Origin of the sequence: Priestia veravalensis, assembly GCF_001457055.1 — a bacterium.
In the GTDB taxonomy this organism is placed as follows: Bacteria; Bacillota; Bacilli; order Bacillales; family Bacillaceae_H; genus Priestia; species Priestia flexa.
The window spans coordinates 33,580-53,904 of record NZ_KQ758632.1 but is presented as its reverse complement, the minus strand read 5'-3'; the positions used below and the strand labels follow the sequence as shown (position 1 = coordinate 53,904).

The window sequence follows — 20,325 nt, the reverse complement described above, 5'->3', positions numbered from 1 at the left end:
TTATGTCCCAGCCTCTTTTTGATTGAACTTGATGATGATTATTTTAAGCTTGAATAATTCGCTCACGAACTTGATGATGAATCACGTTTGGATCACTTCCTGCATCTAAATCCGTTGTAACTTGGGGTAAAATCCGTATGGTTACATCTGCTTTTTGAAATCCAACTTTACATTGTTCCATAATGTTCGATATTCCTTGAATAGCAACAGGTACAATTGGCACCTTAGCATCTAATGCAATTCTTATACTTCCTTTTTTAAACTCACCAATTCCTTTGCCTTTACTCCGTGTTCCCTCTGGAAAAATGACCATTGAATGTCCCTCTTTAAGTAGACAAACACTATCTTTTAAAGCTTGAACCGATGCTCTGCGATTGACCCAATCAATAAACATACTCACTTGCTATGGGTAGTTATTTCATTATGCACGTTCGTACACTGTAAAGTAGTAGGCATAAGGGTTTTTTTCATCCTTAACACCTTGCTTTCTTGATACTTCTCTCCAAACAGATGAATCAATTTCAGGAAAGTATGTATCTCCTTCAAACACCTCGTCGATATGCGTAACGTATAAACGAGTCGCCACATGCATAGTTTGCTCATACACTGTTGCGCCACCAATCACAAACAGCTCACTTTCTCCTTCAAGCGATACTAGTTCATCAACAGAGTGAATAACTTTTACACCTTCATGGTGATAGTCTTTATTTCCTGTTAAAATAACGTTGTTTCGATTTGGAAGAGGTTTACCAATTGATTCAAACGTTTTTCGCCCCATTACAATTGTGTGACCCGTTGTGGTTTGTTTGAAATACTGTAAATCAGCTGGCAAACGCCAAGGTAAATCGTTTTCTTTTCCAATCAAGCAGTTGTTGTCCATTGCTACAATTAACGAAATCATACGCTAACGGCCCCTTTAATGTGAGGATGCGGATCATACTCAACAAGCTCGAAATCTTCAAATTTAAAGTCAAAGATCGATTTGACATCTGGATTAATCTTCATTTTTGGTAGCGAGCGAGGTTCACGCGTTAGCTGAAGATTTACTTGTTCAAGATGGTTTGTATAAATATGAGCATCACCAAACGTATGAACAAAATCACCTGGTTCTAAATCACACACTTGCGCAACCATCATTGTCAGAAGCGCATAGGATGCAATATTAAAAGGTACGCCTAAAAAAATATCGGCTGATCGTTGATATAGCTGACAAGATAATTTACCGTCTGCTACGTAAAATTGGAATAAGCAATGGCATGGCGGCAGCGCCATGTTATCAACATCCGCAACGTTCCACGCGCTTATCATCAACCTTCTTGAATCCGGATTATTTTTAATTTGATGAATGACATTTGTGATTTGATCAATCGTACTTCCTTCTGGTGTTGGCCAAGAGCGCCATTGGTGACCATAGACAGGACCTAATTCTCCGTTTTCATCAGCCCATTCGTTCCAAATACGTACACCGTTATCTTGTAAATATTTGATGTTTGTATCACCGCTTAAAAACCATAATAATTCATGAATAATTGATTTTAAATGAAGTTTTTTTGTGGTTAAAGCAGGAAAACCTTCTTGGAGGTTAAATCGCATTTGATAGCCAAATGTACTAATTGTTCCTGTTCCTGTCCGATCTTCTTTTTTCGTTCCATGTTTTAATACATGTTCACATAAGTCGAGATATTGTTTCACTTCCGACACTTCCTTTTTCAAAAGTCTTTCTCTATTGTATAGGCGATTTTTTCTCATGTCTATGAGAAAGTGCAGGGTTTCTCATAGAAAAAAGCTGGGACATAACGAACTGATTCCTTCTGGGAGACGAATCATCCTGTTTCTAAACGATGTAGGTTGTTGTAAGAACACATTCGTTCGGTTGCGCCACAGACACTCGCTTTCCCGCAGGATTCAAATGTCCTACGCTCCACTCCACTCTGTTTTCAAAATTGTTTTCCGAACCAACAAAAAAATCCGAACTATAAAAAGTAGGTAACTTTAAATAGCTCGGATAGATCATTGGCTGAAATTCTTATGACCCAGCCTCTTTTCATCAATTAAATACAATTGTTCGATTACCGTAAACTAAAATTCGATCTTCTAAATGCCACTTTACTGCTCTTGCTAAGACAGTACGCTCAATTAAGCGTCCTTTTTTCTTCAGCTCTTCCGCATCATCTCGGTGATTTACTCGTTCGATATCTTGTTCAATAATGGGTCCTTCGTCTAGATCATCCGTTACGTAGTGTGAGGTAGCACCAATTAACTTAACACCACGCTTGTATGCTCGCTCGTATGGCTTTGCACCAATAAAAGCAGGTAAGAACGAATGATGAATATTAATGATACGATATGGATTCTCTGCTACAAATGTCGGCGTTAAAATCTGCATATAACGTGCTAAGATAATTAAATCTATGTTGTAGTCCTTCAATAATTGTAGCTGCTGTGCTTCCGCTTCAGCACGAATTTCTTTTGTTGCAGGAATATGATAGAACGGAATACCAAAAGATTCAACGACTTCACGCGCATCTTCGTGATTACTAACGACTACAGCAATATCGCTCATTAAATCACCGCTTTCCCATGCCCATAGGAGTTCTAATAAACAATGTAGCTCTTTTGATACAAAGACCGCCGTTCGTTTTAAACGATGTGCGTACGTGAATTTCGCTTCCATTGAAAATGATTCTGCAATTGATTGGAAAGCTTCTTCCATTGCTGATCCTTTTTCATCCAAGCGGTCGCATTCAAATTCAAAACGAATAAAAAATGTTCCACCTTCTGGATTGGTTGAATGCTGACTAGACTCTACGATATTTGCTCCTTGTTCAAATAAAAACGTAGATACAGCTGACACAATTCCAGGCTGATCTGAACAGCTGATTAACAACCGACCTCTGTTTTTATACTTTTCTTTGTATGATGTTACATGTTGCTCAATGTGCGATTTCATAAAGTTCCCTCTCTCTTTGAATGTACAGACTATTCTATCATTATAATGAAAGTCTACCGATTATCAAGCGTCATTCTTATTTTTAGAGTAAGGATTCGATTCTTCTCCATGCTGAAGCTCTGCTAGCTTCGCGTAATGAGGCTTCATACTATTCATAATATCTCGATAGACGGGCAGAATTTTTTTATATACTTCCACATTTTCAGGAATTGGCTTTAGGTGTGTAGTTTTCCCAACCATCTTCTCTACAACGTTTACCGATTCAACTTCATCAATTGCATAAAGGCCTAGTACGGCTGCGCCAAGACAAGAGCTTTCAAAACTTTCTGGAATTCTTACTTCTGCATTAAAAATGTCAGCCATCATTTGCTTCCATACTTCAGAGCGAGCAAATCCACCTGAAGCTTTAATTTCACGAGCAGGCCCAATTAATTCTTCAAGAGGCTCTAACACCGTGTATAAGTTGTACATAATCCCTTCCAAAACCGCGCGAATCATGTGCTCCTTACCATGATGAAGAGACAGTCCGGTGAATGAACCCCTCGCGTCTGCATCCCATAAAGGAGCCCGCTCTCCTGATAAATAAGGATGAAAAATGAGTCCTCCAGCTCCAGGGGGAATCGTATCAGCCATTTTCGTAAGTAAATCATATACGTTAACATCTAAGCGTTCGGCAACTGCAGCTTCGCTTTTGGCCAATTCATCTTTTGCCCATCGTAAAATCATCCCACCGTTATTAATAGGGCCGCCTACAACCCAGAGATCGTCGGTAAATGCATAACAAAATGTTCGGCCCTCTTTATCTAGAACAGGCTCTTTTGTAACCGCTCGAACTGCTCCACTCGTGCCAATTGTAATGGCAATTTCACCTTGGTCGATAGCATCTAAGCCCAAGTTAGACAATACGCCATCGCTTGCCCCTATTACAAAAGGCGTGTCTTCATTAATTTTAAGCGTGTGAGCAAGTTCGCTTTTAATGCCTTTGCTCACATGAGTTGCTGGCACAATCGTGGATAGTTGCAAAGGAGAGATTTCTGCATTTGTTAACGCAACTTCATCCCATTGTTTTGTTTCTAAATTAAGCATGCCTGTTGCAGAAGCAATGGAGTAATCCACTATATACTCATCAAATAATTTATGGAATATATATTCTTTAATTGAAATAAATTTAGCTGTTTTTTCAAAGATTTCTGGGTGCTCATGCTTTAACCATTTAATCTTAACAAGAGGTGACATAGGATGAAGAGGCATACCCGTTCGCTTGTATAGTTCCATTCGTTGATTACAAAGCTTATCTGCATATGTAGCCGCTCGCTTATCAGCCCATGTTATACAATTTGTAAGTGGCTCACCACTTTCATCAACAGCAATAAGGCTATGCATCGCGCTGCTAAAAGATACAACTTTTAAATCTTCTTTATTTACCTTTCCCTTTGCCACTACTTTCTTAATTGTTGATAGGACAGCTGCAAAAATCTCATCTGGCTTCTGTTCAGCTGTTAGGGCATCCGGCGTATGAAGAGGATACCCAACATGATGTGACTCCTTCACTTTTCCATCAGCAGTAAACAAAACCGACTTTGTTGTTGTTGTTCCAATATCAACACCTATCATATATATTGTCACGTTACTTAACACCAACCTTTTCTCTCTGCGTTCTTTATTTATGAGGTTTTCCTAAAATGATTTAAACCATGCTTCTGCAGACGAATTACACATTACTCTTTTACCTGATGCCTTGCATTTAAAACATAAAAACAGGTTGGGATATAACGAAATGATGGCTTTTCCAAGACGAATTATGCCTTTTTTAAAGTATTAGGCTACAATAACCAGTTTGTTTCCTATCGCTGCAGACACTCGCTTTCCTCGGGGAGGAGTTACGTGTCCTACGCTTCATTCCACTAGGTTTTTTCAACTTGTTTTTGGAATGAACAAAAAGATACCCAAACTATCAAAAGTCGTTAACTTCTAATAATTCGGATATCTCGTTAGCTAAAACACTTATGTTTCTGCCTCTTTATATTTAGACTTGTTTTATAACTGCAACTTCATGAAGCGCATTCCTTACTTCCCCATGTTCACTCGCATGTGGTCGATCTTCACCGTCATTGTACCCGTAATCAAACATACGATTTCGGTTTAATGCGAGCTTAGTCACAGATGGACGAAGCAAATCAAACAGTTCAAAGCGCTCTTGAAGCTTTGGAAATTGCTTTTGATATTCAAGTATTTCACTTCTAACACTATTCCAGAATTGATATTCACTTATTCCTTCTTTATTTTCAAGCACTTTCGCTAAATAACGAAAGTGACAAATAAATAAACCTGTTAGGATAAATTGTGTTAAGCCATCTGGTTTCTCGCTCCGCAATACAGCTTTTAATTCGGGCGTTAAACTTTGTAATTCTTTAAATGATTGATCACTAATATTTACGTCATCAACAAAATCTTTCATAATAATGCGGACTGGCTTACCTTCTTTTAAGACAAGAACTGTATTTTGACCATGAGGTGAGAACACCGTTCCATATTGATATAAGTAATGTAATAACGGCGGAAGAGTTGCGCTCATTAATGCTTCTACCCACTGTGAAGCAGATAAGGCAGACTGTTCTATATAAGACGATACCAATGCTTTACCCTTAGAGTCCACATGCAAGAGTGCTGCTAGCGTAATAGCTTGCTCTCCTTCTTCTAACTCTTGATAAATACTTTCTCTCCACACGACGCCAAGCATTTCTAAATATTGATAAGGAGCATCTTTCATTGCTGCAAATGTCGGATGGTCTACATTTAAAGTGGCTACTTCTCCTAACAAGCCTACTTTACATATGTCTCGCAAGAATGAATCATTGTCGCGAATGTCTTTTATATGCTTTGTTACCTGAGGTGCAATAACCGTCCGTTCACTCGGAAGACCTCGATATACAAGCGTATTTAAAATGCTCATTGGTAGCTTTACATGATATTTATTGCGATTTGTTGTATTAACAAATGTGCGAATTGACTGCTGCGGAAGATAATAATCATCTCCTTCCCCCATTGGGACAATGAGATTTTCCGCTAAATAGTGTGCATATAGAGGGATAATCATGTTCTTCCACTGCCATTCATGAACAGGTAGATAATAATAGTCTGCTGGTTGTAAACCTTTTTCCTGCAATTGATTTTCAAATACTTCTACTGTTTTTTCACCTAGCTCTTGTTCCATTACTTGTTGGAACTGAAGTGATGTGAGTGAATGGAAAGAGCTCACAGTTTTCGACACAGCAATCCATGATAACTGAATTTTTTGCTTTTGTTCCGGAGCAAATTTCATATAGTCATTATAGTTAAAACCAATTCGTCCTTTGTTATATGTAATCCAAGGGTGTCCCGTCATTTCACCTTCAAGCTCTGCGTAGTCAAGATTTGCTAGTTCATCAGCACTGAGACGTTCTTGTAAATGAAGATCAGCCACAAGGGTATGCATATACTCTTTAGCTAAATGTCCAGCTGTTGAAAACGACATTTCATCAAGGTCAGACAGACTAATTAATAGCTGTAGTGCTCTTGAAGAGTTAATCAGCATATTATTTTCTTCTATATAAATTGTTTCTACTAACACTTCATAACTATCAAACAAGCGCTTTTTCGCTTCAAACCGATAGACAATTCCACGAGGGTCTTTCCATTCATACAACGAGCTTTCCTCGTTTACCTTCACCTCGTGTGGAGTAATAATATTTTCATACATAAACTCCTCTAACATTTTAGCAAGCAATTGATTATTTGCTTTATTCCAGCGCTCTTTTGTAAATACCGTTAAATTCGTATCTGTTATTTTCATCCTTTATTCTCCTTTACCGGTTTATAGAATTTTAACCTCTGCTGAGCCATGATAAATGATAGAACTGCTGCCAGTAATACCATTCCACCACCAATAAGAGGTATATGTAGCTTGCCATTTTGAACAAGTATTAGCGCAAGTAGCGGCGCTAAAAGCAAGCCAACATTTTGTGCCGTTAGCATCCAACTATAATAAGAAACCGTCTCCGCATTGCTTTGCTTAAACAGATAAAGATCGATAATTAGGCAACTTTGAAATACAAGTAGTAGAAGTGAAAAAGCTAGAAACATGGAAAAGCTGCTGCTTTCACTCAACATCCATTTACAAATGGATATACTAACAAGAGCATAGACGCTCACTTTTTCAATCTTCCACTTTTTTAAAAGCAACCCCCAAATTGGTGTCATAATAATGACGACTATTCGACAACAAATAATAAATAAGGATGTTGCCTGTAAGCCATTAACTTGAAAGAAATCTGTGAAAAATTGGGGGTGAAAAGGTGACAGAAGAACTTCTGACACCACCGTCATAAACAAGCACGTAAATATAATCCACGAGCGAATCATTTTACTTTACACACCAAACTGTTGAAATACATTCTTACTATAAACTTTATAAATTTCTTTTCCTGCAATTTGATTAATAATAATCGCATTCCGGTAAGGACCAAGCCCTAAATCTGGAGCTCCCACGCCGTGTGTATGAAGTTCTCCATTTTGAATAAACAAATTGGCTTCAACGGGTTGAGTCCTGACTTTGAACTGCTCATCAATTTGCAACTGCCCACTTTCATCAACTAGTAGATGAGATTGTAAACTTTCTAAGCATGATGGAAAGCTGCTAGCATATCCTGTAGCCATAATAACAACATCACTTTTCAACTCTTTCACTTCATCTTGCTCATATTGATAAAGGGTGAGTTTATAGCCAGTTTCTTCTCGACTAACACTTTGAACCTCCGTTAGTGCTTGCATATGAATAGGAGAAGCTTTTCCACCAACGGTTCGTTCATACAAATGTTCATAAATGTCAGCAATCGTATCAAAGCTAATTCCTTTATATAAGAGAGCTTGATTTTTTAACACATCTCTTTTTTTATCCTGATTTAAGTGATAGAAATAACGCGTGTATTCTGGTGAAAAATGCTCTAACCCGAGCTTTGAATACTCCATTGGATAAAACCCTTTAGACCTTGTATACCAATGGAGTTCATAGTTGTTTTCCTCTTGATGTTGCAACAAGTCATACACAACTTCAGCGGCACTTTGCCCAGAACCAACGACCGTAATATGACGAGCTTTAACTGTTTCATCACGATTTTGCTTATAGCAAGTCGAATGATAGAATCGATTATTTTGCAAATCTTTAAAATCAGCTGGAACGGTTGGATTTGTACCTACCCCTACTACTACATTTTTCGCGTAGTAAACAGTTGATTCACCATCTTCCTCAACTATTACTTTATATAGCTGCTCTTCTTCTATTTCAATTTTCTGAACCCTGCTGTTGAATTGTAGCCCTTTTAACTGACTAGCCACCCATTGACAATAGTGATTATATTCAGTTCGTGGAATGTGAAATTTTTCAAAGAAATAAAACTGATACAATCGCGCATGCTCGTGTAAATAACGTAAAAAGCTATACGGGCTGGACGGATTAACCATTGTCACTAAGTCCGCCATAAACGGAACTTGTAGCGTGGCTCCTTCTAAAAGCATACCCGGATGCCAGTTAAACTGAGACTTTTGATCAAAGCATTTATACGAGTATTCTGTTTCTTCTAATAAAGCTGCTAGGCCAAGGTTAAATGGCCCAATGCCCACTCCAATAACCTCTAAAATTCTCCTTGAATCCATGCGTTCCACCTACTTTGAAACACTTCTTGTTGACAATAAAGAAGCATTGCTGTTTTATCAGGAAGATCTACCGTCTTTAACTGTTGAAATCCACACTTTTCAAAAACATAAATCATCTTTTCATTTCGAATATCCGGTTCAGCCATAATACGCTTGGTTTCTGTCACTTCAAACATTCTCTTCATGAGCGTTAGCATTAATGGATAAATAAACCCCTTGCCAAGATAATTTGGCTCGCCAATCAATAGATGAATGCCTTGATCTCCTTTCTCATAGTCATAATAATGACGGATTAGATCTTGGGAGACGATATACGACTCCCAGTAGCTCATCGCTTGCCCATCTATTTCACCAATTAATAATTGCTGATGTTTGTTCGCTAAAAAACGTTTTAAATGAGAGGCATACTCGGCTCTTGGCTTGTCCAAACTCCAAAACGGAATGACGTGGTCTTGATGCATCCAGCTATGCAAGCGGTCAAAATCTTGTTCATACGTTACATAGCGAAACGTAATTTCTTTTTTTGTGTTGGTATCCCATACTGTAATAGGGTAGTCACTTTGAGCCAGTACCATCATTTATATACACCTTCTAGAACCGCAAGCGGATTCGTAACGTCTACGTAAACAGATTGTGTTTCTAGACTTCCAACTAGTTCATCCATATCATGAACGCGCGTTAATAAATTGGCTTTGCAAGGCAAACTCTCTTGAGAAAGCATACTCTTGACTAGATTTGTATGATCATTCTTTGCATATTCTGAAATGACCGTACGCATCTGTTCAATCAACTTGCTTTCTTCAATTAGTCCACTTGTACCAAAAGCATTAATTAAGCCAAATAAATGATTAAAGATAACATAATAACGGAATCTTTCTTCAGCAACCGCATCATCACAAACTGTATCGCTCATCTGATTCAAGTCTTTGACAAGCTTTTTGAGGCTTTCTTGTTTAGAGCGCATAAAATAATATCCTTGGTTATCACGATAATAAAACGCTTGTGGATAGCCTTCTTTTGTCAATTTGATAATCGAGTTTTGTTGATGAGCTTCAAGCGCAATTCCTTTTTCTGTATACAGCCACATCATTGGCTTTAATGAAATGTCTAAATACTGCTTAAACCAATCTTGACTAACAGCTTCCAGTGATCGATTTTCAGCTTTGGCTAAACGATGAACAATCTCTTGAAGCTGTGTATGATGACGATACACATGATCTTGACACAAACTCGCTAAAAGAGTCGTTGAATCACCTTGTGAGCCTTTAAAAGGGTTTTCTCGAATCACAACCTCAAAGCCAATCTCTTCTTCACCAAGCGTTACGTATGCAAAATCTTTAATAATGTGAAAAGCAGGATGATAAATTTGTAGCTCTTCTTCTAAACCAGCACGTAAAAGTTCCGTTACCTCTACACCTCGGTACAGCTCTTTTCGTTTGTTGACTCGAAGTGAATTTGTAATTTTTACTGGTATCGAAAACTTATACATGACGTCTGCGCTTGAGTTATATACAGTTCGTACAGAAGAAGTAGGATAAAACGCTTGCCCTTGAGGACCTAGATATGAAAGTCTCCCGCTTTGAATCCAATCACAAACTTCTGATTTCCCAAGTAAATATCTTGCTTGAAGTGGATGCATTGGAATCAATACATTCTCATCGTCTTGGCAATAGTTAGTTTTGAATTCATCTGATACTTCTTCATCTTCTACCAACTGCTTTTTAATAACTAACCTTGCTTGTTCCAGCGCAGACCCCTCTTTGACCAATGAAGCTTCTGCGTAAAAATAGTGTAGTTGAAACTTCCCCTTTAGCTCTGGAGCAAATATTGTTTCTTCTTCAGGCAAAATGCCTTGTCTGCTTTTTGGGGTTGGATGAAGCTGATGTCCAATTAAAAGTGCTTGTTCTGATTGTAAAAAGCTTTTATCAGCCCCGTAACACTCTTGAAGTTCCGCTTGTCTCACTTCGATAAATTGCTTCATATTTTCGTAGCTTAATAGCACGCGAACAATCAATTCGTTTATTTGAAGCAAGTCTTCCGTTACTTCTTTCATTAGCAGCGCTAATAGCGTTAACAAATCTAGCTCCTGGCGCTGATGACCTTCTACTTGGTATGCCATTTGCTCGTTTAATAAATGACGCCCTGTTAGAGAACGATAATAAGCTGGGAAATAGAGCGTGACGGGCTGCTTTTCCAGGGTTAAAATAAGTTCTTCACCTTCCCCTACTTTTATCCATTTCCCCTTTCCTGTTTCTCTGACATAGCAGTTCACTACATTTTGCATTGTAATAAAATTAGCTGATTGTTGCGCATTCACGTAATGCTTCCTCCTTCTGCTCCAACTCGTTTCCAAGCTGAATCACTTCTTTTATAAGTTGTTTTAGGTTCTCTAACTCAATCATTGGATTCAACATTGTTACTTTTAAACATGCTTCTTGGTTTACTTTTGTTTTCGCTATAATATACGTTCCTTTTTCATATAACTGCTGCTGGATCATTGTATTAATCTTATTTTCAATATACTTTTGATTTTCCGCACTTTTCGCTATCCTTTTACACTGATACTTAAATACAACAGCGTTCATCATCGGTTCGTTCATAACTTTAACCATTGAATTTTCTTGTAAGTATCCAGCTAGCTGTCTCGCATTTTGAATAGTTTGGTCAATCAATTTACCAAAGGCTGATGTGCCCATCATTTGAAACGTTAGCCAAACTTTGAGAGCATCAAACCGTTTAGTTGTTTGAATACTGCGGTTAACAAGGTGAAGATGCTCATCTTCTTCTGGATTTAAGTAATCTGCATAAAGCTGAATATGCTGAAAAGCTGTTTCAGCTTTCACAAAGAAAGCACCACAGCTAATGGGCTGATAAAACCATTTATGAAAATCAATCGTAATAGAGTCTGCAAGCTTTAACTCTTGAACTAGGTGTCTATTAGCTTTTGAAAACAACAGGCCGCCTCCATACGCAGCATCGGCATGAATCCACATATCATAAGTTGCTGCCAGCTGATGAATATCATGAAGAGAATCAATACTTCCAAAATCAGTGGTTCCAATTGTGGCTACAATAGCCATCGGAAGCTCTCCACTTTCTTTAGAAAGCTCTACCTTTGCACATAAATCATCCATGCACATCTCGTAGCGTTCATTTGTTTTAACTGGAATAACTGCATTCATCCCTAAACCAAGCTGCGCAGCGGATTGCTGAACCGTAAAGTGCGCTTTTTCAGAACAAAAGATTCGCAGTTTATTTGCTTCAGGGGGTAGACCTTCTTCCTGTACATTTGCTTTAAGCTTTCGCTTACAATAATCATTGCGAGCTAGTAGCATCCCCATATAATTTGACTGCGTGCCACCGCTTGTAAATACGCCACTTGCGGTTTCTTCATAGCCGATTTGTTTAACGCACTCTTTAATAACTGCGTCTTCTATATAAGTCGCAATTGGACTTTGGTCCCAAGAGTCCATCGATTGGTTGAGAGCTGTGATAAAGACTTCTGCGACCAAAGCAGGTATAGCTGGTGGACAATGCAAATGCGCCATTGCTCCAGTATGAGAAATATGCAGAGAATGCCTTAAAACAAGCTGTTCTATTGACTTTTTCAGTTCTGCGAACGCACGTCCATTTTCTTTGAATGTCATTTCATCATTAAAGTGTTCAAAGCGATCTTCTAGCTCCCAATGATGATAAGGCTTTTCAATTGTTTCATAATAGTTCGAAATCATCTCTATAGACTGATTCATTAACTGCTTATACGTTCTTACGCTTTGATTGTCCTTAGATAGAAACCATTGTTGATAATCTTGTTCCATCTTACCTTGTCACCCACTTAGCTTCTGCTGCTTTTACCGCTTCTTTAAAGCGCTCTAGCACATCATCAGCCTGAGCTTGACTTAAAATTAAAGGTGGTAATAAGCGAATGACTGCTCCATGTCTGCCTCCAACTTCTAGGATAACCCCTCGCTTAAAGCACTCTTGCTGAATCACCTTCGCTAGCTCTCCATTTCCAGGATGGGTTCCAATCTTATTTGCCGGCTTAGACCAATCGATGATTTCCACTCCAATCATTAACCCTCGACCACGAACATCTCCAATAGAAAAGCTATCGGACTGGATGGCTTTTAACTGCATTTGCATGTATATTCCAAGATCATGCGCATGTGCATCTAAAGCATGCTCTTTCACAAAGCTAAGCGTTGCTTTTCCCGTTGCCATTGCGAGCTGATTACCACGAAAAGTTCCAATATGAGCACCTGGTTCCCACTGATCCAACGCTTTATCGTATACAACAACAGATAGTGGTAAGCTACCCCCGATTGCTTTTGACAGCACAAGAACATCGGGCTCAATATCAGCATGCTGAAAAGCAAACATTTTACCCGTTCGACCAATTCCAGTTTGCACTTCATCAATAATTAACGGAATTTGACGCTCTTTTGTGATACGACGAAGCTCTTTCAACCACGCGATAGGAGCAGGTACTGAACCTCCTTCACCTTGAACAACTTCAACTACAATTCCTGCTGGTTTAACAATACCGCTTTCTGGATCGTCTAATAAGTTTTCAATGTATGTGCTAATTGCTTCATGACCACCTTCACCGATTCCAAAAGGACAACGATATTCGTAAGGATAAGGTAAGAAATGTGTATCTGGAACTAAAGCATGAATGCGCGCTTTAGGGCTTGTTGTTCCGCTAATACTTAATGTGCCGTGAGTAGAACCATGGTAGCCGCCTTGGAACGATAAAATTGTGCGGTTCCCCGTAGCCGTCTTTACAAGCTTTAACGCTGCTTCAATGGCGTCTCCACCCGTAGGTCCACAAAACTGCACTTTTGCTTTTTGGGCAAAATTAGCTGGTAAACTTGCAAACAACTCATCTACGAACGCTTCTTTAACCGGCGTAGTTAAATCTAATGTATGTAAAGGAATACGATCAGCTAGTACCTGTTGAATCGCTTCATGGACTACTTCATGATTATGACCAAGCGCTAAAGTGCCCGCTCCTGCTAAACAATCAATATACTCTTTGCCGTTCATATCTGTGATGATGGCTCCCTCCGCTTTTTGAATAGCAATTGGAATTCTTCTTGGATAAGATCTTGCATTCGATTCTCGAAGTTCTTGCTGTGAAAGTAACGCTTCGTTTGTAGATTGATTTGTTATTGAAATAGACATGAATAATCCTCCTATTTTTTAAATGATAATGATTTTCATTACTAATTACATGTATAAGGATAAATGATAATGATTTTCAACGTCAACTAATTTTCTAAAAATATGCATTTTTTCCTAAACTCATCTGTGTTAACTGGCAGTTTTTAATGCTGATTCTACTAAAAAAAGTGCTACTTTACTTCGTAGCACTTTTTCTCTTATTGCATTTTATTCATAATTTCTTTTGCTTTTTGCACACTTTTCTCATTTATTGGCTGTGTATATTGGCAATTAACTCGTATACCTGCTCCAATGCATACTTCTGTTAGATTGGTAACCGATAGAAAAGCCTGTAAATTTTCTGGTTTTAACCCCTTGGCTCCGACAAATATAAGATTTTCGTTTCTCATTTGACGCAACATTTTTTTGATTTGTGGAATTCCGTTTAACGCACTTTTATCAGCTCCAGACGTCATAACCCGCTTTATTTCTGGATAATTCAATAATTTTCGAAGCCCTTCTTCTTGATTATGTAAGTCATCAAAAGCTAAGTTAAACGTCACATCCATTCCTTTAGAAGCACTTAGTAAAGCTTTTAACGCCTCTTCATCAATGGTTTTCTCTGACGTTAAACAGTCCAAGATTACTCCTTCCACTCCCAGTTTCCTTGCTTCTTCGATATCATGAACCATCGTTTGAATATCGTCTTCATTGTATTGATACGACTGATTATGAGGTCGAATCATTACGTATACAGGAAGGGTAATCGCTTTTTTTATTTGTTTAATTAACCCATAGCTTGGGGTAATGCCACCTTCATTAATACTCGTGCAAATACTAATTCGATCTGCCCCATTCTCTTGAGCTAGCTTTGCATCATGCAATGTCGTCGCAATCACATCTATCATTACAATAAACATCCTTTCTTCTTCATTAATCTAGAACATAGTAAACTCTCTTCAATATCGTACCATGCTTGAAAAGATGTCTTTTTCCTTACGAACAAAAAACGTCAGGTATAACCGTTGAAAACTTGGTTATTTCTCATGACGTTTTTATTATAAAAATGCAACAATTATACTCTATAACTTTAGAATCCTAGCTTTTTAACCATTTTTATTAGAAGTATCCGGGACTTCGCTTATTCGCATTATGCATTGGATGCATAGGCATCATGGACTTAGAAGGCATCATGGACTTAGAAGGCATCTGTACGTTTTCACCTTGTACAAGTGGTGCATTCATACTTTGATTCATTGCAGGCATCAAATTGCTAGGCTTCTGACCGCATCCACAGTCTGCTCCTCCTGACATCGACATCCCCTGCATTGGTGGCATTTCTGGCATCGGCATTCCCTGCATTGGCATTCCTTGCATCAGCACTCCTTGCATTGGCATTTCTGGCATTGGCATTTCTTGCATCGGCATTCCCTGCATTGGCATTCCTTGCATCGGCATTCCTTGCATTGGCATTTCTGGCATTGGCACTCCTTGCATCGGCATTCCCTGCATTGGCATTCCTTGCATCGACATTCCTTGCATCGACATTCCTTGCATCGGCATTCCTTGCATCGGCATTCCTTGCATCGGCATTTCTTGCATCGGCATTCCTTGCATCGGCATTCCTTGCATCGGCATTCCTTGCATCGGCATTCCTTGCATCGGCATTCCTTGCATCGGCATTCCTTGTGTCGGTTGATTCATTCGAGGATCGTGCATTGGAGTTGGTAAACTTCCATATACATGTTTCATTTATAGGGCTCCTTCCGTTACTATTACCGTTTTAACATATTCACCTTTCTTTCCGTTCGAATTTCGTCCTATTAAAAATGGGCAACATATTAAAACTTGGGCAATCGAATTATTTATGTTTATACTAGATAGCAAACTATTGAAAGAAAGGATGTTTATGATGGCTAATCCAACCATTGAATCTCTCATTAAAGAAGTAAACCCTACCGCAATTTATTGGAATACTAACTATGAACCAGATATAAAACAGCAAGAGCAACTTTTAATTCGCCTCTGTGATAAGTATGGGATTACAGCTCGTCAATTCGAAGGTTTTTTACTAAAAGAGCCTTCCTCCATAAAAAAAACAAACCCAAAAATGAGACTTTGTATCTATCGAAAGAACGTCTCTTTTGGGTTTTCTTTCTACCAAGAACTGTTTAAAATGAGGTATAATATAACATAGAGCCTATATTTTACCTTACGGAAGATTGGAGTGATTCTATGCCTGTTTGTTCATCTTGCGGTTATCAAGAAGAATATAATTTTTGCAGAATGTGTGGTACACCTGTAAAATATCAATTTAACGAAAACCAAGTGTTATCTTTTCATCAGCTAAAAGATCGAATCATTACAGATAATATGCGAGATTTAATCACCGTTGTGGACCAGCATGGGCATTTAATTTATAACTCCCCTTCTCATTTATCCGTATTAGGTTATTTACCAACAGAAGAAGGACAGTCTTTAAACTTTAGCGTAATACATCCTGATGATATAGATCAGATACGACATAAATTAAATCAAGTGTTTTCATTAAAAGTTGAAATGAGTGCAGAATATCGTTTACTAAAAGACGACGGCTCTTATATTTGGGTTGAAGGGCGAGGGATTCCATCTGTAAAAGATAATCAAGTAACCTACGTTGTTATTACCGCTCGTGATATTCAAGCTCGTAAAGAAGCGGAAGAGCATTTAAAGCAAAGTGAAATTCGCCATCGCTTAATTCTCTCTCACACGCACGATTTAATTTGCGTAGTCGGAATCGATGGTTGCTATGAATATGCTTCACCCTCTTACCAGTACACACTCGGCCTTCTTCCTTGTTCCTTAATTGGGAAGGATGTACTTCTTCATGTACATGAAGATGATCATACAAAAGTAGCAACCGGAATTGAAAACATGAAGTTAACAAAAACAGCAAGTACTTTTCATTATCGAAATCTACATGCTAATGGCACTTCTATTTTGCTTGAAGGAAAAGGCGTACCTATTGTTAATGATGGAAAAGTTGAAGGTTTTGTGTTCGTCTCTCGTGATATAACAGAACAGCGAAAGCTTGAAGAAATGATGAGAAATGCTGAAAAATTATCAGCAATTGGGGAATTAGCTGCAAGTATTGCTCATGAAATTAGAAATCCTTTAACCACGATTAAAGGTTTCTTACAACTGTTTAGTGAAGAATATCAAAGTGCTCAGGATATTGCTTATCGTCGCATGATGCAAAGTGAAATTGATCAAATTGAACAAATTGTAAATGAATTTATGAGTTTAGCCAAACAAGAAGTTCGACCTTACGAGCCCATTGATTTACTTGCTTTATTGAAAGATGTGACAAAACGCTTCTCCCAAGCTTTTATACACCAAGGCATTAAAGTGGTTTATGAATACAATACTGCTCACGGTAACTTTGTCATTCATGGACAACCCCATCAATTAAAGCTGGTATTTATACATGTCATTCAAAATGCAATTGATGCGATGCCTCTTGGAGGACAAATTACGGTCTCTTTTAACAAGATAAATCAACAGCACGTTACTATTCAAATTATGGACAATGGTTGTGGCATGGATGCTGATCGAATAAAAAAAATTGGTCAACCTTTTTATACAACAAAAGAGCACGGCGTTGGATTAGGCTTAACTATTTGTAATAAGGTTATACTTGAGCATAAAGGTACACTTAGCGTAACAAGCATGCTTCAAGAAGGTACAACAATTGACGTTATATTACCGATTACACATGTTGAAGCCAATTCTATCTTAATGTTAAAAACCCCGACTAGTTAAGTCGGGGTTTTTAACATTAAAACAGCTGAGAATATAAGCTATATTTGTACAAGAAATAAATGATAAGACCTATTGCTATGTAAAAGATAAGCTGTTCTGAAGGTTTCCCTGTTTCGTATGTGAGAGGCGATTTTATTTTCTTTCGTACAATGGGCCAAAATAAAGGCACACCTCTTTTTGAAAAGAAGTCGCCTATTACATGAAAGATATAGCCACACGCTATCCCAAACAACCATTCATATGAATATAGCTGATATAAATAAAAAATAAGTCCACAAACAAGAAGTGAATGTGTAATTCCACGATGCCCAAAAATGCTTTTAATTACTTTTGCAAGCCCAAACGATCTTCGTCCAACGTATGAGTTTGGCTCATCGATATCGGGGAGCAATGATCCAATGGCTATGCCTACGACGTATGGAAAAGTAAAAGCGACATCTGTCTGAATCGCTACTCCTGCACCGGCAGCAATCGATGTTGCAATATGTGTATGGTATCTCAATTTTGCCACCTTCTTTCTTATTCAATTTATGAACGAAAACTCAAAAACAGATACATACGTTCGCTCATGGTTAACTATAAGTGAAGGTGGCAAAATTGTCAAAGAAATCTCAAACTATGACACTTGCATACCGATTAAACCTACAGCCATGACTAAGAAGCCAATCAGTGCGCGCTTTCCATTTTGCTTTGCTTGTCCACTTTTATTAATGATGGCATACACAAATGTACAAGCATACAGTGCAAAAGTTAAAAATCCTAGTATTGTGACGTACATAAACATGTTTTTTCTCCTTTATCACCAGTGTATCCTTTTAGGATAGCTTCTTCGAAATAGAAAATCTAGCCTTTAGACAAAACTCATTTTATTTTTCTCATTCAACATGGTCATACTACTTAAAAAGGAGGAATAAAAAATGCATACAGAACAATTGCAGGATGTCTTTGACTACTATGGATTACAACCTTTATATCATAAATTTGAGTACTCGTTTAAAGCAATGGGACTATTTCAATCTATCCCCCATCATATGATTGAAGACTTTTTGGATACTTACTCTTGTGAAACATTTGATACTTTTTCCTTTGAAGAGTTTTGTTTTTTGTTTTTAGACTTTAAACATTACGTTCAAGATGATTCTTCTTAGGATCTGTCTTTTTACTAAATTTGACTAAAAGGTCCTTTTTCTTTTAATAACTTTCTAGTATACTAAGTTTAAGAAACCGTTTTCACAACACTTAGTAAAGGACTGATACGATGATTACATTTTTACTTTCGTTTGTGCTATTACTCATTGGGTATTCGACTTATGGAAAAGTAGTCGAGCGCGTATTTGGAGTGAAAGATTCTCGACCAACTCCTGCCTATGCAATGAAAGATGGCATTGACTACGTACCGATGAATAATAAGAAGAATTCTTTAATTCAACTATTAAATATTGCCGGTGTTGGTCCAATTTTCGGACCTATTATGGGAGCGCTTTATGGTCCCGTAGCGTTTGTTTGGATTGTAATTGGAGCAATCTTTGCAGGTGCTGTACATGATTATTTAACTGGTATGATTTCCATTCGAAACCGTGGTGCTCATATTCCTGAATTAGCTGGAAAATTTTTAGGAACTTTTTCAAAACACATTGTAAACGTTTTCTCGATTTTACTACTCATTTTAGTCGGAACTGTATTTATTACATCACCAGCGGCTTTAATCAATGACTTAGCCAATGGAACCATTCCGCTGACTATCATTATCTTTGCTATTTTCGTTTATTATATTCTTTCTACAATTTTACCGATTGATAAAATTATTGGACGTATTTATCCAATCTTTGGTGCATTTCTAATTATCAGCGCAGTTGGTGTAGGAGCCATGCTTGTTGTAACAGGGGCACCTATTCCAGAGTTAACGTTTACAAATATGCATCCTGATAACATTCCAATTTTCCCACTCTTATTTTTAACGATTTCTTGTGGTGCATTATCAGGCTTTCACGCCACGCAATCACCAATTATTTCACGTACATTGCAAAATGAAAAATCCGGGCGCAAAATTTTCTACGGTATGATGATTGCAGAAGCTGCAATTGCAATGATTTGGGCTGCGGCAGCTATGAGTTTGTTTGATGGTCGTGATTTAAATAGTATTATTAACAGTGGTGGCCCAGCAGCCATTGTATCTGAAGTATCAACGTTGATGCTTGGTGCAATTGGGGGTACGCTTGCTATTATCGGAGTCATTATTTTGCCTATTACATCAGGCGATACGGCTTTCCGCTCCGCTCGTATGATCATCGCTGATTATCTGAATTTTTCGCAAATTAAGTTGCCGAATCGTTTAATCATCGCTGCACCTTTATTTGTTATTGCATTTATCTTAACTAAAATTGATTTCACGTTGTTATGGCGCTACTTCTCATGGGCTAACCAGTCAACAGCAGTCATTGCCCTATGGATCGCATCGATGTATCTCATTGTAAAAGGGGCTAATCATTGGATTTCAACGATTCCAGCATTGTTTATGACGATGGCAACGACAACTTATATTATGAATGCACCAATCGGATTTAATTTACCAATAACCGTATCTTATATAATTGCATTTGCAGTAAGCATTATCTTTTTATTTTTATTCTTTAAAAAGGCAAAACAAAATATCGCAAGCGGCTTGGAAATTGACTATACACATCCAAAGTCACCCAATCAAGCAGCTGGATAACAAAAAG

Annotated in this window: 20 protein-coding genes; 4 read left to right on the top strand and 16 right to left on the bottom strand. The window is 38.0% G+C overall.

Annotated elements, in window-relative coordinates; all coding sequences use genetic code 11:
- Nucleotides 1-43 precede the first annotated feature (43 nt).
- From AS180_RS04860 to AS180_RS22250, 14 genes are all read right to left on the bottom strand, one after another.
- Nucleotides 44-394 (bottom strand): lysophospholipid acyltransferase family protein, encoded by a 351-nt coding sequence (locus AS180_RS04860; protein ID WP_082636350.1) that lies wholly within the window; start codon nt 392-394, stop codon nt 44-46.
- Nucleotides 395-421: 27 nt separating this feature from the next.
- Nucleotides 422-901: a dihydrofolate reductase gene (locus tag AS180_RS04855; protein ID WP_025908306.1), complete on the bottom strand. Its 480-nt coding sequence runs from the start codon at nt 899-901 to the stop codon at nt 422-424.
- Entirely contained in the window at nt 898-1,692 is a 795-nt protein-coding gene (locus tag AS180_RS04850; RefSeq protein ID WP_025908305.1) for a thymidylate synthase, read from the bottom strand. Before AS180_RS04850 ends, AS180_RS04855 begins: the two co-directional genes overlap by 4 nt.
- 355 nt (nt 1,693-2,047) lie before the next feature.
- Nucleotides 2,048-2,950 carry a formyltetrahydrofolate deformylase gene (gene purU, locus AS180_RS04845; RefSeq protein ID WP_025908304.1) on the bottom strand — a complete coding sequence of 301 codons (903 nt, stop codon included), beginning with the start codon at nt 2,948-2,950 and terminating at the stop codon, nt 2,048-2,050.
- A gap of 63 nt (nt 2,951-3,013) precedes the next feature.
- Nucleotides 3,014-4,564 (bottom strand): gluconokinase, encoded by a 1,551-nt coding sequence (gntK, locus tag AS180_RS04840; RefSeq protein WP_025908303.1) that lies wholly within the window; start codon nt 4,562-4,564, stop codon nt 3,014-3,016.
- A gap of 412 nt (nt 4,565-4,976) precedes the next feature.
- Nucleotides 4,977-6,782 carry an IucA/IucC family protein gene (locus AS180_RS04835; RefSeq protein ID WP_025908302.1) on the bottom strand — a complete coding sequence of 602 codons (1,806 nt, stop codon included), beginning with the start codon at nt 6,780-6,782 and terminating at the stop codon, nt 4,977-4,979.
- Nucleotides 6,779-7,351 (bottom strand): hypothetical protein, encoded by a 573-nt coding sequence (locus tag AS180_RS04830; RefSeq protein ID WP_025908301.1) that lies wholly within the window; start codon nt 7,349-7,351, stop codon nt 6,779-6,781. Before AS180_RS04830 ends, AS180_RS04835 begins: the two co-directional genes overlap by 4 nt.
- Nucleotides 7,352-7,357: 6 nt before the next feature.
- The gene (locus AS180_RS04825) at nt 7,358-8,641 is read right to left on the bottom strand and encodes a lysine N(6)-hydroxylase/L-ornithine N(5)-oxygenase family protein (protein WP_062686501.1); all 1,284 of its coding nucleotides are present in this window, start codon (nt 8,639-8,641) and stop codon (nt 7,358-7,360) included.
- Nucleotides 8,620-9,216 (bottom strand): GNAT family N-acetyltransferase, encoded by a 597-nt coding sequence (locus AS180_RS04820; RefSeq protein WP_090752718.1) that lies wholly within the window; start codon nt 9,214-9,216, stop codon nt 8,620-8,622. The genes AS180_RS04825 and AS180_RS04820 overlap by 22 nt, the downstream gene beginning before the upstream one ends.
- Nucleotides 9,216-10,958 (bottom strand): IucA/IucC family protein, encoded by a 1,743-nt coding sequence (locus AS180_RS04815; RefSeq protein ID WP_025908298.1) that lies wholly within the window; start codon nt 10,956-10,958, stop codon nt 9,216-9,218. The genes AS180_RS04820 and AS180_RS04815 overlap by 1 nt, the downstream gene beginning before the upstream one ends.
- Nucleotides 10,936-12,459 (bottom strand): pyridoxal phosphate-dependent decarboxylase family protein, encoded by a 1,524-nt coding sequence (locus AS180_RS04810; RefSeq protein ID WP_025908297.1) that lies wholly within the window; start codon nt 12,457-12,459, stop codon nt 10,936-10,938. The genes AS180_RS04815 and AS180_RS04810 overlap by 23 nt, the downstream gene beginning before the upstream one ends.
- A gap of 1 nt (nt 12,460) precedes the next feature.
- A complete protein-coding gene (locus AS180_RS04805) occupies nt 12,461-13,825 on the bottom strand; it encodes an aspartate aminotransferase family protein (RefSeq protein ID WP_035320144.1) in 1,365 nt (454 codons plus the stop codon).
- A 197-nt stretch (nt 13,826-14,022) separates the two neighbouring features.
- A complete protein-coding gene (locus AS180_RS04800; RefSeq protein WP_226372927.1) occupies nt 14,023-14,712 on the bottom strand; it encodes a copper homeostasis protein CutC in 690 nt (229 codons plus the stop codon).
- 365 nt (nt 14,713-15,077) lie between these two features.
- A complete protein-coding gene (locus AS180_RS22250) occupies nt 15,078-15,545 on the bottom strand; it encodes a pentapeptide repeat-containing protein (RefSeq protein ID WP_226372931.1) in 468 nt (155 codons plus the stop codon).
- A gap of 171 nt (nt 15,546-15,716) precedes the next feature.
- Here AS180_RS22250 and AS180_RS04790 point away from each other — a divergent pair, with 171 nt between their 5' ends.
- Together AS180_RS04790 and AS180_RS04785 are read left to right on the top strand one after the other, a co-directional pair.
- The gene (locus tag AS180_RS04790; protein WP_025908293.1) at nt 15,717-16,001 is read left to right on the top strand and encodes a deoxyribodipyrimidine photo-lyase; all 285 of its coding nucleotides are present in this window, start codon (nt 15,717-15,719) and stop codon (nt 15,999-16,001) included.
- 38 nt (nt 16,002-16,039) lie between these two features.
- Nucleotides 16,040-17,605: a PAS domain-containing sensor histidine kinase gene (locus AS180_RS04785; RefSeq protein ID WP_025908292.1), complete on the top strand. Its 1,566-nt coding sequence runs from the start codon at nt 16,040-16,042 to the stop codon at nt 17,603-17,605.
- A gap of 16 nt (nt 17,606-17,621) precedes the next feature.
- On the opposite strand, the gene AS180_RS04780 is transcribed toward AS180_RS04785, so the two are convergent.
- Nucleotides 17,622-18,107: a metal-dependent hydrolase gene (locus AS180_RS04780; RefSeq protein ID WP_025908291.1), complete on the bottom strand. Its 486-nt coding sequence runs from the start codon at nt 18,105-18,107 to the stop codon at nt 17,622-17,624.
- A 114-nt stretch (nt 18,108-18,221) separates the two neighbouring features.
- Nucleotides 18,222-18,389 (bottom strand): hypothetical protein, encoded by a 168-nt coding sequence (locus AS180_RS23125; RefSeq protein ID WP_175384187.1) that lies wholly within the window; start codon nt 18,387-18,389, stop codon nt 18,222-18,224.
- A 133-nt stretch (nt 18,390-18,522) separates the two neighbouring features.
- On the opposite strand from AS180_RS23125, the gene AS180_RS04775 reads away from it, so the two are divergent.
- Complete coding sequence (locus AS180_RS04775) at nt 18,523-18,753, top strand: hypothetical protein (RefSeq protein ID WP_025908290.1); 231 nt, start codon at nt 18,523-18,525, stop codon at nt 18,751-18,753.
- A gap of 110 nt (nt 18,754-18,863) precedes the next feature.
- Nucleotides 18,864-20,318 carry a carbon starvation CstA family protein gene (locus tag AS180_RS04770; RefSeq protein WP_025908289.1) on the top strand — a complete coding sequence of 485 codons (1,455 nt, stop codon included), beginning with the start codon at nt 18,864-18,866 and terminating at the stop codon, nt 20,316-20,318.
- Nucleotides 20,319-20,325 lie beyond the last annotated feature (7 nt).

Bases quoted from the DNA above. Each gene is read 5' to 3' on its own strand.
- AS180_RS04835 (WP_025908302.1), bottom strand. From the start codon at position 6,782: ATGAAAATAACAGATACGAATTTAACGGTATTTACAAAAGAGCGCTGG.
- AS180_RS23125 (WP_175384187.1), bottom strand. From the start codon at position 18,389: ATGTTTATGTACGTCACAATACTAGGATTTTTAACTTTTGCACTGTAT.
- AS180_RS04800 (WP_226372927.1), bottom strand. From the start codon at position 14,712: ATGATAGATGTGATTGCGACGACATTGCATGATGCAAAGCTAGCTCAA.
- gntK (WP_025908303.1), bottom strand. From the start codon at position 4,564: ATGATAGGTGTTGATATTGGAACAACAACAACAAAGTCGGTTTTGTTT.
- AS180_RS04810 (WP_025908297.1), bottom strand. From the start codon at position 12,459: ATGGAACAAGATTATCAACAATGGTTTCTATCTAAGGACAATCAAAGC.
- AS180_RS04860 (WP_082636350.1), bottom strand. From the start codon at position 394: ATGTTTATTGATTGGGTCAATCGCAGAGCATCGGTTCAAGCTTTAAAA.
- AS180_RS04820 (WP_090752718.1), bottom strand. From the start codon at position 9,216: ATGGTACTGGCTCAAAGTGACTACCCTATTACAGTATGGGATACCAAC.
- AS180_RS04825 (WP_062686501.1), bottom strand. From the start codon at position 8,641: ATGGATTCAAGGAGAATTTTAGAGGTTATTGGAGTGGGCATTGGGCCA.
- AS180_RS04775 (WP_025908290.1), top strand. From the start codon at position 18,523: ATGCATACAGAACAATTGCAGGATGTCTTTGACTACTATGGATTACAA.
- AS180_RS04790 (WP_025908293.1), top strand. From the start codon at position 15,717: ATGGCTAATCCAACCATTGAATCTCTCATTAAAGAAGTAAACCCTACC.
- AS180_RS04855 (WP_025908306.1), bottom strand. From the start codon at position 901: ATGATTTCGTTAATTGTAGCAATGGACAACAACTGCTTGATTGGAAAA.
- AS180_RS04770 (WP_025908289.1), top strand. From the start codon at position 18,864: ATGATTACATTTTTACTTTCGTTTGTGCTATTACTCATTGGGTATTCG.
- purU (WP_025908304.1), bottom strand. From the start codon at position 2,950: ATGAAATCGCACATTGAGCAACATGTAACATCATACAAAGAAAAGTAT.
- AS180_RS04785 (WP_025908292.1), top strand. From the start codon at position 16,040: ATGCCTGTTTGTTCATCTTGCGGTTATCAAGAAGAATATAATTTTTGC.
- AS180_RS04805 (WP_035320144.1), bottom strand. From the start codon at position 13,825: ATGTCTATTTCAATAACAAATCAATCTACAAACGAAGCGTTACTTTCA.
- AS180_RS04830 (WP_025908301.1), bottom strand. From the start codon at position 7,351: ATGATTCGCTCGTGGATTATATTTACGTGCTTGTTTATGACGGTGGTG.